Source organism: Priestia sp. SB1 (assembly GCF_038898415.1).
In genome coordinates this window covers 639156-653446 of the sequence record NZ_JBBJSS010000002.1, presented here as the reverse complement: position 1 = coordinate 653446, position 14291 = coordinate 639156, and the positions used below count along the sequence as shown (strand labels likewise).

Annotated in this window: 17 protein-coding genes; 11 read left to right on the top strand and 6 right to left on the bottom strand. The window is 32.9% G+C overall.

What is annotated here, in order from left to right; genetic code table 11:
• The first annotated feature begins 175 nt into the window (after nt 1–175).
• The 4 genes from WKH56_RS08950 (at nt 176) to WKH56_RS08935 (ending at nt 3917) form a co-directional block, all read left to right on the top strand.
• Nucleotides 176–997, top strand: coding sequence for a leucine-rich repeat domain-containing protein (locus WKH56_RS08950; RefSeq protein WP_342835337.1), 822 nt, complete (start codon nt 176–178; stop codon nt 995–997).
• A gap of 100 nt (nt 998–1097) precedes the next feature.
• Entirely contained in the window at nt 1098–1718 is a 621-nt protein-coding gene (locus tag WKH56_RS08945; protein ID WP_316911157.1) for a leucine-rich repeat domain-containing protein, read from the top strand.
• Nucleotides 1719–1729: 11 nt separating this feature from the next.
• On the top strand, nt 1730–2239 hold the full coding sequence (locus WKH56_RS08940; protein WP_316911158.1) for a hypothetical protein: 510 nt from the start codon (nt 1730–1732) through the stop codon (nt 2237–2239).
• Nucleotides 2240–2459: 220 nt separating this feature from the next.
• The gene (locus WKH56_RS08935) at nt 2460–3917 is read left to right on the top strand and encodes a flagellin N-terminal helical domain-containing protein (protein ID WP_342835336.1); all 1458 of its coding nucleotides are present in this window, start codon (nt 2460–2462) and stop codon (nt 3915–3917) included.
• Nucleotides 3918–4085: 168 nt separating this feature from the next.
• Here WKH56_RS08935 and WKH56_RS08930 read toward each other — a convergent pair whose 3' ends face one another.
• Nucleotides 4086–4625 (bottom strand): hypothetical protein, encoded by a 540-nt coding sequence (locus WKH56_RS08930; protein ID WP_342835335.1) that lies wholly within the window; start codon nt 4623–4625, stop codon nt 4086–4088.
• A 143-nt stretch (nt 4626–4768) separates the two neighbouring features.
• On the opposite strand from WKH56_RS08930, the gene WKH56_RS08925 reads away from it, so the two are divergent.
• Nucleotides 4769–5134, top strand: coding sequence for a hypothetical protein (locus WKH56_RS08925; protein WP_316911161.1), 366 nt, complete (start codon nt 4769–4771; stop codon nt 5132–5134).
• Nucleotides 5135–5195: 61 nt separating this feature from the next.
• On the opposite strand, the gene WKH56_RS08920 is transcribed toward WKH56_RS08925, so the two are convergent.
• The 3 genes from WKH56_RS08920 to WKH56_RS08910 all read right to left on the bottom strand — a co-directional run bounded on the left by WKH56_RS08920 (nt 5196) and on the right by WKH56_RS08910 (nt 8444).
• Nucleotides 5196–6362, bottom strand: coding sequence for a cation:proton antiporter (locus WKH56_RS08920; protein ID WP_316911162.1), 1167 nt, complete (start codon nt 6360–6362; stop codon nt 5196–5198).
• Between the two features lie 156 nt (nt 6363–6518).
• Nucleotides 6519–7949 carry a flagellin N-terminal helical domain-containing protein gene (locus WKH56_RS08915; protein ID WP_316911163.1) on the bottom strand — a complete coding sequence of 477 codons (1431 nt, stop codon included), beginning with the start codon at nt 7947–7949 and terminating at the stop codon, nt 6519–6521.
• Between the two features lie 306 nt (nt 7950–8255).
• Nucleotides 8256–8444 (bottom strand): hypothetical protein, encoded by a 189-nt coding sequence (locus WKH56_RS08910; RefSeq protein ID WP_316911164.1) that lies wholly within the window; start codon nt 8442–8444, stop codon nt 8256–8258.
• A 178-nt stretch (nt 8445–8622) separates the two neighbouring features.
• Here WKH56_RS08910 and WKH56_RS08905 point away from each other — a divergent pair, with 178 nt between their 5' ends.
• Nucleotides 8623–8901 (top strand): hypothetical protein, encoded by a 279-nt coding sequence (locus tag WKH56_RS08905; protein WP_316911165.1) that lies wholly within the window; start codon nt 8623–8625, stop codon nt 8899–8901.
• An 81-nt stretch (nt 8902–8982) separates the two neighbouring features.
• A complete protein-coding gene (locus WKH56_RS08900) occupies nt 8983–10074 on the top strand; it encodes an HTH domain-containing protein (protein ID WP_316911166.1) in 1092 nt (363 codons plus the stop codon).
• 69 nt (nt 10075–10143) lie between these two features.
• Here WKH56_RS08900 and WKH56_RS08895 read toward each other — a convergent pair whose 3' ends face one another.
• Complete coding sequence (locus WKH56_RS08895) at nt 10144–10866, bottom strand: hypothetical protein (protein WP_342835334.1); 723 nt, start codon at nt 10864–10866, stop codon at nt 10144–10146.
• Nucleotides 10867–11085: 219 nt separating this feature from the next.
• Nucleotides 11086–11520, bottom strand: coding sequence for a hypothetical protein (locus WKH56_RS08890; RefSeq protein ID WP_316911168.1), 435 nt, complete (start codon nt 11518–11520; stop codon nt 11086–11088).
• Nucleotides 11521–11788: 268 nt separating this feature from the next.
• Between WKH56_RS08890 and WKH56_RS08885 the strand changes: the two genes are divergently transcribed.
• From WKH56_RS08885 to WKH56_RS08870, 4 genes are all read left to right on the top strand, one after another.
• Complete coding sequence (locus WKH56_RS08885) at nt 11789–12319, top strand: hypothetical protein (RefSeq protein ID WP_342835333.1); 531 nt, start codon at nt 11789–11791, stop codon at nt 12317–12319.
• Nucleotides 12320–12461: 142 nt separating this feature from the next.
• Entirely contained in the window at nt 12462–12992 is a 531-nt protein-coding gene (locus tag WKH56_RS08880; protein WP_342835332.1) for a hypothetical protein, read from the top strand.
• Between the two features lie 122 nt (nt 12993–13114).
• Nucleotides 13115–13564, top strand: a complete 450-nt coding sequence (locus tag WKH56_RS08875; protein ID WP_342835331.1) for a hypothetical protein — start codon at nt 13115–13117, stop codon at nt 13562–13564.
• Between the two features lie 209 nt (nt 13565–13773).
• Nucleotides 13774–14073 (top strand): hypothetical protein, encoded by a 300-nt coding sequence (locus WKH56_RS08870; protein ID WP_316911172.1) that lies wholly within the window; start codon nt 13774–13776, stop codon nt 14071–14073.
• The last annotated feature ends 218 nt before the right edge of the window (nt 14074–14291 follow it).

Below are 14291 nucleotides of genomic sequence, written 5' to 3'. Positions count from 1 at the left end.
ATTGCTCGAGGAATATTTACTCTCATTTTTTCTTTTGTAGTTATTTACTTTGGTGAAAAAGAAAAAGTATGGGCAATAGTTGTTATAAGAATTATGGTCTGGCTACATATTCTAATGGCAGTACTTTTCTTGGGTTTATTTCTGAAACAAGTACTTTAGGAGCGTGTGCTATGCAATGGAACATTATATAGAAGTAAATCCGAAGTATGTTTTTCGAGAAAAGAAACGCCCAAAATATACGAAAGATTTGAATGAGGAAACTCCAGATGTAACAGAGCTTTACATTCACGGAGACACCAAAAACATTAATAGGCTAAGCTATTTTTCCGAATTGACAAAGGTATGGTTATCTTATGTGAACCAAAAAGAGTTTAACTTAATTATTAATTTAATTAACCCAAAAATGTTATACATTTATGATGTTAAAGTAAGTAATCTATCTCCTATAGAGGGATTAACAAATTTAGAGGTATTGGACATAGAGTGGAATACAAAAGCCGAAAAATTATGGGATATATCTAGAAATAAGTCGTTAAAAGCTCTGTGCATAAAGGATTTTTCTAGGTTACACGATATATCTCAAATTACAGGCGGCTACAATATAAATATCTTAAGCCTAGCAGGAGGGAATTCAAAGCCTTTAAAGCTTGATACGCTTAAAGAATTAGCTGAATTAAAGCAATTGAAATACCTAGGACTTTCAAATATTAAAGTTTTGGATCAGTCGCTTGAACCCATTACAGAACTAAAACAGTTAAAAGAACTTAGTATTTCAAATCAATTTCCTACAGAAGAGTATGCAAAGTTATCGGTGAAGCTACCACACACTAAATGCGAAAAATTTAAAGCTTATACTTTTTTAGGAAGCCCTATAGATGGAAAAAATGTAATGGTAGTAGGTAAGAGAAAACCACTATTAAGCACTAGAGAAGACAAAATAAGGTTACAAAAGTATGTAGAGCGGTTTAAAGCTTTACAAGAAAAATATAAGATATAATATTTATGAGATAATTTATGTAACAAAAAGCGCTTTAATATAAGTTATGTATTATTAAGCTAAAAACAGAATTACAAAAAAAGCGTAAATAGGTGAAGCAATGGAGTACTGGAGAGAACATACAGTTAATTTTGAGAAGTTACCAAAAATGTTTGGTAGTTGGTTTAACTATGAAGAAGAAAATATGAAAGAATGCACGAGTTCTTTAACTGAATATCTCACGCTGTGGCACTACAACACAAGGGAAGGAAAACTTACTGCGGCCCCTTTTCCCGAAAGTCTTCATTTTTTAGATTTAACTTGGTCAAACATAAAGAATTTTGAAGGATTAGGGAAGTTTACAAATCTTAAAAGGCTAGAACTTCATTATTGCACTAAAATCTCTTCAGATATGGGATTAGGTGAAGTTTGCGAAACACTAGAACACTTGTATATTAACAACTGCAAAAAATTCATTCCGTCGGACGAGTTAGTAAAATTAAAAAATTTACGTTACCTACGCTTAAACTCTTGTGGAGACCTAAAAGATTTATCTTTTTTAAAAGAGCTACCGAACTTAATTGACTTTAGATTTGTTGATACAAATGTTTTAGATGGTGATTTAAGCCCTATAGTTAATCATCCAACTATTGAGAGTACAGGCTATATGAACAAAAGACACTACAACATTAAAGATCAAAAAATGGATGAACTCTTAAAAGAAAAGTTGAAATCTAAATGAGGAAACGTTATTTGGTTATTGCAATAATAGCTCTATGTGCAATAATAGCAGTTGTAATCTATGCTTCGACCGAAAAAGAAAGATATTCAAAAGAATTTGCTAACAATCTTTTTGATTATTCCCTTCCACCACAAACAAAAGTGCTGGAAAGACATTATTTCTACGGATATTCATTTGGTCATTTACTTGGTAGCGGAGGCGAGATGCCTGTAGTAGCTAATATGAATTTATCAACTAGCCTAAGCAAGGAAGAAATACTAAATTATTATAAGAATGCCTCTCTTCTCCCTTATCCTAACAGTAAAAAAAGAGGTGTTGAAATTGAAGTTTATTTCCCCGGAGAAAAGAAACTTCATCAAGAAAAAGACGGCTTTTACTTTTCCGGAGAAGACAATTCTTTAAGAAGGGTAAGTAGTTATAAAGACAAAGGAATATATAATTTAACGACTAGTAAAAAGAATCAAAAATATACTTTGCAAATAAGCAGTTCTTTTAATTATATTTTTAAATTAGATAGATAAGACGATACCCGTTTAGCTAAAAATTAGCCTAAACGGGTATTTTAATTCCATAAATAAAAAGGTAGCCAGACGCATCCAGCTACCCTAAGTGTACTCCGAAGATGTACACCGCAATTACATATATAATACCATAGTTTTCATAGTAAGACGAATTTTAATTATTTGTTTGACATTCTCCATCCTCCGTTTATGAAGATAATGCGTAGAAGGAGGGGATTAAATGACATTTATGAATGTTGGCCTCAATCAATTTCAACAAAGTTTAATTAATAAATACACTAGACTTTTAAATACCAATGTAGAGCAAGTAGCAACAGGAAAGCGCGTAAATAGAGGAGTAGACGATCCAGCTGCTATTCAAGTTAGTACGCGTTTAAGTTCGAAGGTTACTAGTACTAAAATGGCTATTCAAAATGTTAATAGCGGTATGTCACTTATGAAAGTTGCTGATGGTACACTTAGTCAAGTACAAGAAATGCTTCAACACGTAAGAGAACTTGCTATTAAAGGTAGCAACACTACATATACTGCGGACCAAAAACAAAGTATGCAAAATGAAATGAATTTGACGTTAAACTCTATAAATAAGCTAGCAGAGAACACCTCGTATAACGGCATATCTCTTTTTGCAGGGGGTACAGGAGCCACTGTTAGCGGTGATAGCATTGCTAATCAGAGAATTAAAATTTCAGGTATTCCCGTTAATACCGCAGCCGGTGCTAAAACAACTGTAGAATTCTGGATGAAATGGGATGGTACGCTAGGGACCGAAAAACCATTCGGTTGGAACAATCAGTATGATTTAGGTTTTCAAGGCACAACTAATCCGGCCTTTGGATTTAACACAGGAAATCAAAACATTTTAGGGGTTCAGTCATCAGGTATGGCAAATACGTGGGTACACGTAGCAGCGGTATTTACAAATGGTCTCCCTGATACCAATAACGTAGAATTGTACCTTAATGGCCAAAAGCAGGCTATACAGGATATGGTTCCAGGCTATCCGACAACTTCTAGTAGAACCGTTACAGATACAATTTATATAGGAGGTTGGGGAAACGATAACAACTATGATTTCGGCGGAAGTATTGATGATTTAAGAATTTGGGATGGTGCTAGAACACAGTCTCAAATACAGTCCGAAATGACCTCTTCTTTATCAGGGAACGAAAAAAATCTATTAGGTTATTGGACGTTTGATGATGCTTCTTTAAAGGATGAAACCAAAAACGGAAATAATGGTCAATTTATTAATGGAGCTTCATTAGGAAGTGGAATCTCACAAGGCATAAGAGTGCATACTGATGCAACTGCAGGTTCCTCAGATAATATAGGCCTATATAATTTAAGTACCCAATCCTTAAATCTAACCAATATCTCTTTAGATGATCCCAATTTAGTAAACAAGATAGATAATGCACTAAATAGTGTCGGGACACAAAGAACAAGCTTGGGAGCAAAAATGAATGTGTTTAATTTTAAATTAAACGATTTAAATAGTTCGTTGACTGTACAAGAAAAGAGTTTAGAGAATATGGTAGGAGCAGATATGGTAGAGGTTTCATCTGAAATGTCAAAGAACCAGCTACAGTTAGAAACAACTAACAAGATGCTCTCTAAGGATTTAAAATACTCTCAAGAAAAAATGGATATTATTTTAAAGTCCCTTAAGAAATAAGATCTATTAACACTCTTCACTCAACTTAAAAGAGCTATTCCTCTAATGCGGGAATAGCTTTTTTAAGTCATTTAGATAATAGCGTTCTTGTGTGACTTTTAAATCTGCAAAAAAGCCCTCCTGTTTTAAGAAGTCGGAAGGGCTTTTTACATCATTTTGGCGCTATGTTTATTTGCCGTTACTTCGCAGTAACTTAAGCATTTCAGCATTCTGTTTTGCTGTACCTGAGTAATCATTAAATAGCAATTTTTCCGCTAATGCTTTACGATCCTTAAAACTAGAAGGCTGTTTAGCAGACTTTAAGTAATCCACAATAGAAGAGCCCTTATAATTTGAATTAATGGCATCAATTGTTTGATACTTAATCTTCACTTGATTTTTAGCGTAAATTGCTCGTATGGCCTTTGAAATACCGAATTTTTGTTCTTTAGTATCTTTGTAATTATCATAAAGATCTAATGTATCAGAAATTCCCTTACGTTCTGCAAAATGGCTTTTATCGTTTATGTGTTCCAACACCTCTTGTTCAAAGTTATAGTCTACTTTATCGTAGAAGGCATCTAAGTTAGAAGTAGAAACAGAAGCTGTAGTAGTGGCTGCGTGAACCTGAACTGCTCCCGCTGTTGGCACCAGTAAACTTAGAGCTAAAGTACTCACCGCTAAACTTTTGATTAGATATTTTTGTTTCATTAAAATCACTCCCTCCAAAAAATAGGATTTAATCCAAGGAAACTATAACAGGAATTAAAACCATTAGTGAAAAAAACTCAAAAATAGAAAAAAGTGTATCTTTAGTTAGTTGCATCTTTTATTATTAAGGAAAGTAAGTTGCTTATCAGGAGGAAGAACACTTGAAAAAACATCGAAAGAAAATTTTAGTCCCAATTGCAATAATAGCTTTGCTTTTTTGTTATTTTAAATTTGCTTATGTTGAAGCCGAAGGAATTAAAGGATTTCCAGTACCAAGAGAAGCCCACCTTTTTAAGTCTAAAAATGATAAGAAAGAAGGTTATACTGCAAATCGTTATAAATGGAGTTTCTCTTATGAAGAGAGAGGAATTACGCCATTTTATGATATGGCATTGTGGCTGTGGGGATGGAGACAAGGAGAAAGGATGGGAGCATCTCAGAACTATACCAAGGACGGTAGATTAGTGGATCTTTCCGCTTTTACAAAGGAAATTGATATAACCGAATACTACGAGAATTCCAAATGAAATAAAAGAAGCTCAAAATACGTTTTGTATTTTGAGCTTCTTTTATTTCATTTTATAATTTTTACATAGCTTTTGAAACTTTTTTATTAACTGTTTCATTTTTCTTATTGAAAAACAGCTTCATCATAGGCGGGGTAACGATAGTGGTTATCAGAACTACAACTACTAATGCCGCAAATAAATCGGCACTTAATAGCTTAGCCTCTAGACCGATAGAAGCAATGATAAGAGCAACTTCACCACGAGAAACCATTGCTGATCCAATGCCCAATGAACTGTTCCAAGAGAACCCTGCAATTTTAGCTCCTAATGCTGAACCAACTAACTTTGTTAAGATAGCTAATACACTTAACCCGATAATTAGCCCAATGTGGTTAGCAATGCCATCAAACTTAGCGTTAATACCAATAGATGCAAAGAAAACTGGAACAAATATAGAATAACCAATTGTTTCAACCTTCTCAAAAACTTCTTCTTTAAAATTTGTTAGACTTATTGCTACACCGGCAATGTAGGCCCCAATAATAGCGGCAACGCCTGTATACTCAGCTAAATAAGCATAAGCAAAGCAAACAATTAAAGCCGCAGAAATAACAGTCTCTGTTACTTTTAAATTAGAGAATTTAGCTAAGAACCAAGGAACTACTTTCCACGCCACTAGAATAGCTCCAGCAAAGAACAATACTTTTTTCAAAATTACTACTGATAAGTTAACATCACCGCCTGATAAACTCATTAGGAAAGCTAAGGCAATAATAACTACTACATCATCAATAACTGCAGCTCCTAATATTGTTGCACCCTCACGAGTTTTTAACTTATTCATTTCTTTGAGTGCCTGAACAGAAATACTCACGCTTGTAGCTGATAACATTAACCCAAGGAACCAAGATTGAATAGTACTAAGATTGAGGGCAAGACCCGCAAGGAAACCACATAAAAGGGGAACAATAATACCAGCAAAACCTACAAGCGCAGAGGCTTTTCCTGTGCGTTTAAATTCATTAACATCCGTTTCTAGTCCTGCAATAAACATTAATAAAATGACACCTATTTGACTAAATTCTGCTAATGTTGTTGTTTCACTTACTAACCCTAATACTGTTGGTCCAATTACAATACCGATTAAAAGCTTTCCTAGTACAGCTGGTTGACCGAGTTTGACACTAATACTTCCTGCAACTTTAGAAGCGACAAGAATAATAAGCAATTGTAAAATGATCTCCATATATACACCATCTTTCGTTAAAATATGCAAGAAAACAGAAAAAGCCTGTCACCAAGGGCATACGTATCCCTTGGTGACAGGCTCCTCCAAATAAAACAATATTTTTCTTACCTTTATATACGAATTAGTTTCAAAAAGGTTTCAAAAAAATATTTTTTATTCATTTAACAGTTTAACAGCCTTTAATTTAAAGTCATTGTAATTTTGTATCATTGTTAATGTAGTCTGTAGACGCATTTGTTCTTTAGAAATTACACTTGATTCTTTTGCAGTATCTACGCTGAATATATTATCTACCGCTTTACTTGAGGATGTAAATGAGGAATAGAGCTGTTGTTGTCTGTAATTCATAGCATTTAGTTGTGCCCCAATTTTACTTCTCGTACTCAATACTGTACTTAGAGCGGAATCTACTGTCTGTAAAGCATTTGCATCATCTATTGATAAAGAATATAGGTTTAACCCTTTAGCAGAAAGATTAGCTAACTCAATATGAGTTTTATCTTCTATACTAGCTCCACTACGAATTCCAATTTGATCATTTACGTAAGTAGCACCATTCATTAGCGTTCCAGTTGTATTATATTTCCCGCTTGATGCAGACCATTCATTTAGTAAGCCACTAGCCGGATCTTTACTGTTAAAAGCGGAAGTAACTTGGCCGGCTGTTAATGCTGAATTATATAGTTTCCCATTACTAACTGTGCCCGAGAAAGGGTAGTCAAATGTACCTCCAGGATTGTTTCCAATACCGACACGGAGATTACCCCAGTAACTAGTTGTATAGTCAAACAAAGTTTGATCAGGAGGAATAGCAAGGTTCCCAATTTCGCTGCCATTTACATAAAAACGCATCATTCTGTTATCTGTATCAATTACACCAATAGCCTTATAAGTTTCGCCTTCTTTAACAAATCCAGCTTTGGTTTCAACTGTATTTGAAGTGGCGTTTCCGGAAGAATCCACAAACCAAGTCTGGAACATAAGACTTCCATCCGGATTTAACTCAATAGCGTGATGTTTTCCTTCAAAACCATAAATAAAAGCTCGTTTGTCAGTCGGAAGTTTGTCAATTGTAAACGTAGTTTCTAATGTGTGATTTGTTGTAGCGATACCTCTATATGAAAGCCCCATATCCACGTACATATTAGATCCATTAAGTTGAATAGATTGATTATTTAACACCGTTCTATTAGCGTACTTAGTGTTTTCAGCAATGTCTTGTATATTGCTAATGGTTTGTTTAAATTCGAATTGCAAAGCACTTTTTTCTGATTGAGATAAACTGCTGTCTTGATTTTTTACAATTAAATCGTGAAGATGTTGGACCATATCTTTAATTGTGGAAGATCCGCTGTCCATTACATTTAACAAGTTAATGCCATCCTGAGTATTATTAATTCCTTGAGCGTTTGCTCTTAACAAACTATTTAATTGTGAACTTACAGCTAAGGCTCCTATATCATCAGAATATTGATTAATTCTTGAATTAGATGCAATTCTTTCTGTGGCTTGATTAATCATCTTAAGTGATAGCTTTTGTTGTTGTAGAAGCTGCAAATTCAATTGATCAGTACGTATATTCACATTTATCACCCCTTATAAGGCGCATCATAAATACACTTTTTTATCTGTCAATAAGATTTTTAAAATTGCCAAGAGCGCGAGGGTTAAAGAGGTATTGACCATTTCTAGAGGTATTATTCAAACAAAAAAACCCACTAAGTAAAAGGGCCCCGACCTTTTCTTAGTGGGTTCTGTTTTTTACATCGATTAAAGAATACGGTTCTTTAAGTAACGATGTAATAAGTTATGTATATCAGTATATAAATACTATTATAAATATTGTGCAGCAGTCAATGTTAATTATGTACACTTAAAGTTATGTCAAGCTTAGTTATATACTACGCCTGTAACTTGATTTTGATTGTAACTAAGAAGAACTTTTCCATTCACTAGCACATCAACAGATTTTGTTTCGGAATTCCAAACTATTGGCAATCCACATACATTATCAAATCGAAACATACCAATGTTAAGGCCGCTTACTTTGTTCCAATCGACCTTTTCTATATCAACCATTCCCAGCGACTCCTTTATATTTTTTTAGTAAAAAAATTTTCTTTTAAAAAACACTTTTTTATCTTATCATAGTAAATAAAAGCAGTGGAAAATTAATTTTTGAGTTTTTTTGCATTTTTAAGCAACTACAAGTTAAATTAATAATGGTATATATACATAACATAACGGAGGTTTTACAATGGCAGCTTTAGGCATCACCACACAAGATAGCAAGGTTATAAAATCATTTGAATTGGAAACAGCTAACACCATTCGTCGTTATCGATTAGAATCTCAAGGGAATAGCGGTTTTATAGGAAGTTTAGGACTTCTTATTAAAAAGATGTATGAGGATGATGTGCTCAGCGTTATAGGTAAAGAAGCATATGAAAATAGCAGTAATGAAAAGAACTTGAGTTACGAAAGCCTGGCAATCAATTTTTCAGAATTAATCCTAAAGGCAAGCCGTAAAGCTTAAAACTTAACAAAAATGACTGATCCGTATACCTATGTATACGGATTTTGATATGCAAAAAGATTTTAAAGGAATGATTTAAAGATGAATAACGTAAACGAAAAGAAGGGGCTACACGTTTGGACAAAAGAAGAAGAAGAGCAGTTAATAAAGCTTTATCCCACTACTACAGCTCGTAATATTGCTAAGACACTTAAAATAAATAGCATACAGTCAATTCAAAAAAAGGCAAAAAGATTGGGACTGAAAAAAAGAAAAAAAGAAAAATTCTATATAAATTCCAGTGACTTTGCAAGAATTGTTAAGGTACATCCAAAAACTATACTTAAATGGGTAGAGGATGAGGCTTTACCTTGCAAGAGAGTAGATTATGGATATGAAGAAAAAACGGTTTATATTAATTGTAAAGAATTTTGGATATGGGCAGAACAACACAAAGAATTAATCTATTTCTCTAAGATAGCACCTAATACATTATCCTTTGAACCTAAATGGGTTAAAGAAGCCAGAAAAAATGATGAAGAAATAGTTGCAAGACAAAACAACATAAGACCCAAATGGACGGCAGAAGAAGAGGGAATTTTATTAGAGAACTATGGAGAAATGCCGGTTTACAAAATAGAAAAAAAGCTAGGTAGAAAAAAGATACGAAGGAAAATCGAGAAAGAAAACCTTGGTTCTACAACAGAATATGCAGGATTAATTACTGCCCATAAGCTATCACAAATATTAAACGTGGATACTCATACAGTTCTAAAATGGATTAAAACAAAAGAACTTCCTCACAAAAGAGTAATATTAAAATATAAAAAAGAACATTTAATGATTGATATTCCTAAGTTCTGGAGATGGGCAGAGGACAATAAGCACCTTGTTCCATTCCATAAGATGGAGCGGAGGGTTTTAGTTCCAGAACCAAAATGGTTGGAAGAAGAAATAAAAAAGAAAATTTTAAGTATTCCTCAAAGACAAGGGAAGTCGTGGACTACCGAAGAGGAAAATCAGTTGCTTTATTTAAAGTATGGATTGCACCTTTCCAACAACGAAATAGCTGAGAGATTAAATCGCACTAAGGTTGCTATAAAGCGACGTATAGAAATATTAAACAAAAAAATGTATAAAGAGAATCACAGCAAGTTTAAGTTTAATAAAGTTGAAAAAGAAACAGAAGTATAATGAAAAAAGTAAAATCTTAACGATTTTACTTTTTTGTTTTTTTATATGGGCGTTTATAAAATTCAGCAATTAGTTATTATTTTCACCTGCGTTTTCCATAGTTTCTTTTCCATATATACTTTCCATAATTTCTTTATTTCTTTCATCTTGTTTTCTTTGTTCTTCAGGAGAAACTTCAACTTTCGGCGGAGGAGTATAATCCTTTAACCGGTCATAAACCATTGGGCGAGAAAACCTCCCATAGCTTCCAGGAAAATAGGCATCCACAATATTGTAGTCATCACTCATTAACATTTCAAACGTGTAATGAGCAACTGGTTGATTAGCGTTACCTGAAATCACATATGAAGAGGAGATGTAATACAGTCCATCATCTCGCTTGTTTATAACAGTATCCTCAAAAGAAGCCACTGTGGTACGTTCTGGAGCGTTAAACATTCTCTTGACTACGTATTCAACCGTATTATAAATCTTTTGTGTTTGATCAGTTGTTTGCTCTTGGTTACCGCTGTCTACTTGAGGTGTAGTAGACTCATTCGTTCCATCTCCAGAATTATAATATTCAGCAAACTGAGCGCATTCTTCCTTGCTATAAGCTTTTTCGCAATCTTGATCAATAAAAGAGTTATCAGTAGGATTGACACTTTCTTTATTTTTTTTGTTCGAGGTTTCATTTTGACTTGTTGCAGATGTAGGAGCCGGATCTTCCTCATTACTTGAGCAACCTGATAACAATACCGCTAAAGCCATTCCTAAATACCATAAAAAAGCACGGTTGATTTTAATAATCACCATCTCCTAACTTATCTATTTAGCTGCAACAGAATAAATGTCTAATTCAGTATATATTTTCTAAATATTAGGTTATCAATTAATATAACACTGTCTTATCTAAAAAGTAATCGTTTTTCATAAAAAGTTTCTATTCAAACCTACAAAGAGTTGTGATTGTTTAAAATAAGCAAAAAAAGAAGCGGAGGTTAAGTTTGCTCCGCTTCTTTAATGAGTCTATTACGGTCTTAATTGTCTTAAACGATGAAAAGGATTAAAAAACATATTTAAACCACTGGTGGACTTACAATACCTAACGCTAATAATCCAATTATCTCTGTTTTCATTATTTAGTGAATCGTCCTTCTCCAAATTTAATTTGTGTAAGACTTCTAGAAAATTTCTATACACTTTACGGTTCATCTGAATACGAAGCTTAACGGTTTGTTGCTCTTTATTAAGAACGGGTATAACTGCTTCAATTGCTTGGAATAAATAGAACACATCATCAGCACAAGTGCATTTAGTTGATGTATCATTTTCTCCATTGTCAGATATAAGTTGTACCATCGCTTTTATAAGTGAATCTTGTATAACCTTGCTTTTTTTCTTTCCTATAAGATCCTCTAACGTTTCAATAAACTTCATCATTTGTTCTCTTTCCTTTTCTGGCATTATAATAGCCTCCTTAAATTTTAACTATTTTACTTCACATAATGACGGAAAAGAAAAATAAACAATAAATGTAGAATGGAGATTAACGTTTCAAATTTATATTCCCACAAGCAAGGTTTTAATGTAAACGATTCAACTATAGCATTAAATATTTAAAACAGCTTTTAACAAATTTCTTTTATGGAAATAACTGTTGTATAAAACAAATGCCATAAGGAAAAGGGAGTGTTAACAAGTGTCTAGCTCAGGAGAAGGTCTAGAGAACTTTATGGAACTGTTAAAACAACAAGAGAAGGAAACAGTCCTATGTTTTAAGACAGAAGTAACCAAAAGCAAGAAACCTCAAAAAAGAGTGAATAAAAAGCCCGTTGATAGTACCACTAGCGCTAAACGAAAAGTTAATTTACAACTAAAGAAACGCGATCCTTTCTATAATCAATTTATAATATTTGATAGCTCTAAATCTCTTTCAATAGAGGAGAATAACAAATTGAAAAAGCTATTAGGAAGAGAATTGCAAATGTGGGAAGGGGATTTCCGGCGTTTAATTTATAAGTTCCCTAATGGCAGCGGTATTAGCGTGGTAATGAGTATTTACACAGCAGGTTATTGGGAAGTAACGGATATGAATTTCTCAACCAAGCCCATAAAGAAGTCTCTACCTAAGAAAAAAAGGTTAAGAAAAAAGCTAATGGCAAAATACAATTCAGATCCTGTAACAACTTCTAATATAAATCGCTATTTACTTTTTAGCGATGTTGAAGAGCATATGGCAAAAGTTTATGCCTATCACAAATAAGAATATTAGTTCCTATACCTCAAAAACCGCTTTATAATAAGGCGGTTTTATTTTGTTAACTCTATTTCTGTTCGTGTTAAAGAGAATATATGAGATAATAAATGAGTAATTTCATAAGAATTTTTATATAGGGGAGTATATTATGGCACTTAAAAATAAAACGGTACAAACCGATACTTGGTTGGAAATTTATACGGATGACAGTGACTTTGAAAGTTTTTCTGTAGCTAAACTTATAGCGGAAGATGATGATTACTATCTTTTAGCTAATGTAACGCCTGGAGGAAATTCAGATGGCTTTTACTTGTTAAAACACACAAATGTTAACGGTTGGCAAACAGAAACAAACTACATTAAAAAAATAAAAAAATTGTACAGTTTAAAACAACAAGAACATTTAAAATATGATGGCGATAAAGACAATCTATTTTTAGGTTTACTGGAGTTCGCTAAACAAAAAAGATTAATTGTATCAATTGTGATGTTGGATTCAGATGTATATGCAGTTCAAGGTTTTGTAAAAGAAAGCGATGAGGCTTTCCTTAAAATCACTAATATAGATACATTCGGTAATGAAGATGGCGAGACAATTTTGCGAGTTGAAGAAATAACAGCTATAGCCTGTGACGATGAAAATGGAAGCGACTTAAAACTACTTCATAGTAATAAATAATTAAATGCCGAGAACTGGAAAAAGAAGAAATTATACATACAGGCAAACAGCAAAATTGAAGGAGAAACATTTATGAGAAAAAAACAAGTGTATTTAAATCTAATATTTTAGATTTAGGCCCAATGGATTTTAGCCTATTCGGTGGCTTGTCTGAGGAGGATATTAAGCAACAATTAGCTAGTAGAGATAAGTTTTACGACAAGTTTTTATTGTTTGATAAAACAAAAAACTATACTTTAGAAGAATATATGAAAATAAGAAATGTTATAGGTAGAGATATTTTGTTTAATGATGGTATTTACCAACAGTTCCATTATAAATTCCCTAATAACTACGGTACTAGTGTAGTGAGAGGGAGTCACACTCAAGGTTTTTGGGAGGTAGCAACTACCAAGTTTACTGATAAAGTCCCTAATAACCCTTTGCCAAAAAAGAAAAGATTAAGAAATAAACAATTAAAAAAATATGGTTCAACTTTATCAGTAATTTCTGACCCAAAGAGATTTAAGCAGTTCACTGATGTAGAAAAATATATGGCTGGACTTCTGGTTACTCACTTGTTACCAGTATAAGTATAAACGTAAGGAGCAACTTTAACATAAATAAGTTAGCTCCTTTTTTGTATACAAACGCTTAAAGCAGCTTTACTTAGAAAAAAGATTAAGTCTTACTCTAACTTGGGTAAATAATCTACATACAAAACATAATTTTACATTTTTTCTCATTTCACTTTTTAGGGTTTATAATTCTAAAAATTCACTAGCAAAAGGGGAATGTTGTTATGTCACGAAGAAATCAGATTAACGAGCTGTTTGAAAACCTTGAATTGTTAAGAGGAAAACCAGTAACTTTTAAAATGAAGGTTTTAACTCATAAAGGACCAAGAGAGATTGTTTACAAAGGTGATTTACTTAAAGGGGACAAGGTATATGACGAAATATCTTCTGCAGATAGGATAGAAATCTCTACTAGTAAAATGCCTTCTAATATAATGTTTGGTTTACCGCTTAAACTTATTAAGGATATAGTCATCAATAGTAATCAGTTAATCATAAATAACACAACAACTATTTCTTGGTGATTTTAAAAAGTTAATGTAATAACAACTTTTAATTTATGAACTTATTATTTAAAAATATGGTCCACTTCTTCTATGAAGTGGATTTTTTTATGTTCTCGTTATTTAATTGACTTTGTAATTTTTATCAGTATTAAATTTAAAAAACTATTTTATAAACACCCTAAGGGAGTGATGAAAAATGAAATATATGAGTTCACAGTGCTTTAATGGCAAGAACC

Excerpts from the sequence above, each read along its gene's own strand:
- WKH56_RS08935 (WP_342835336.1), top strand. The coding sequence starts at position 2,460 with ATGACATTTATGAATGTTGGCCTCAATCAATTTCAACAAAGTTTAATT.
- WKH56_RS08905 (WP_316911165.1), top strand. The coding sequence starts at position 8,623 with ATGGCAGCTTTAGGCATCACCACACAAGATAGCAAGGTTATAAAATCA.
- WKH56_RS08890 (WP_316911168.1), bottom strand. The coding sequence starts at position 11,520 with ATGCCAGAAAAGGAAAGAGAACAAATGATGAAGTTTATTGAAACGTTA.
- WKH56_RS08910 (WP_316911164.1), bottom strand. The coding sequence starts at position 8,444 with ATGGTTGATATAGAAAAGGTCGATTGGAACAAAGTAAGCGGCCTTAAC.
- WKH56_RS08945 (WP_316911157.1), top strand. The coding sequence starts at position 1,098 with ATGGAGTACTGGAGAGAACATACAGTTAATTTTGAGAAGTTACCAAAA.
- WKH56_RS08875 (WP_342835331.1), top strand. The coding sequence starts at position 13,115 with ATGGATTTTAGCCTATTCGGTGGCTTGTCTGAGGAGGATATTAAGCAA.
- WKH56_RS08870 (WP_316911172.1), top strand. The coding sequence starts at position 13,774 with ATGTCACGAAGAAATCAGATTAACGAGCTGTTTGAAAACCTTGAATTG.
- WKH56_RS08880 (WP_342835332.1), top strand. The coding sequence starts at position 12,462 with ATGGCACTTAAAAATAAAACGGTACAAACCGATACTTGGTTGGAAATT.
- WKH56_RS08900 (WP_316911166.1), top strand. The coding sequence starts at position 8,983 with ATGAATAACGTAAACGAAAAGAAGGGGCTACACGTTTGGACAAAAGAA.
- WKH56_RS08885 (WP_342835333.1), top strand. The coding sequence starts at position 11,789 with ATGGAACTGTTAAAACAACAAGAGAAGGAAACAGTCCTATGTTTTAAG.
- WKH56_RS08950 (WP_342835337.1), top strand. The coding sequence starts at position 176 with ATGGAACATTATATAGAAGTAAATCCGAAGTATGTTTTTCGAGAAAAG.
- WKH56_RS08920 (WP_316911162.1), bottom strand. The coding sequence starts at position 6,362 with ATGGAGATCATTTTACAATTGCTTATTATTCTTGTCGCTTCTAAAGTT.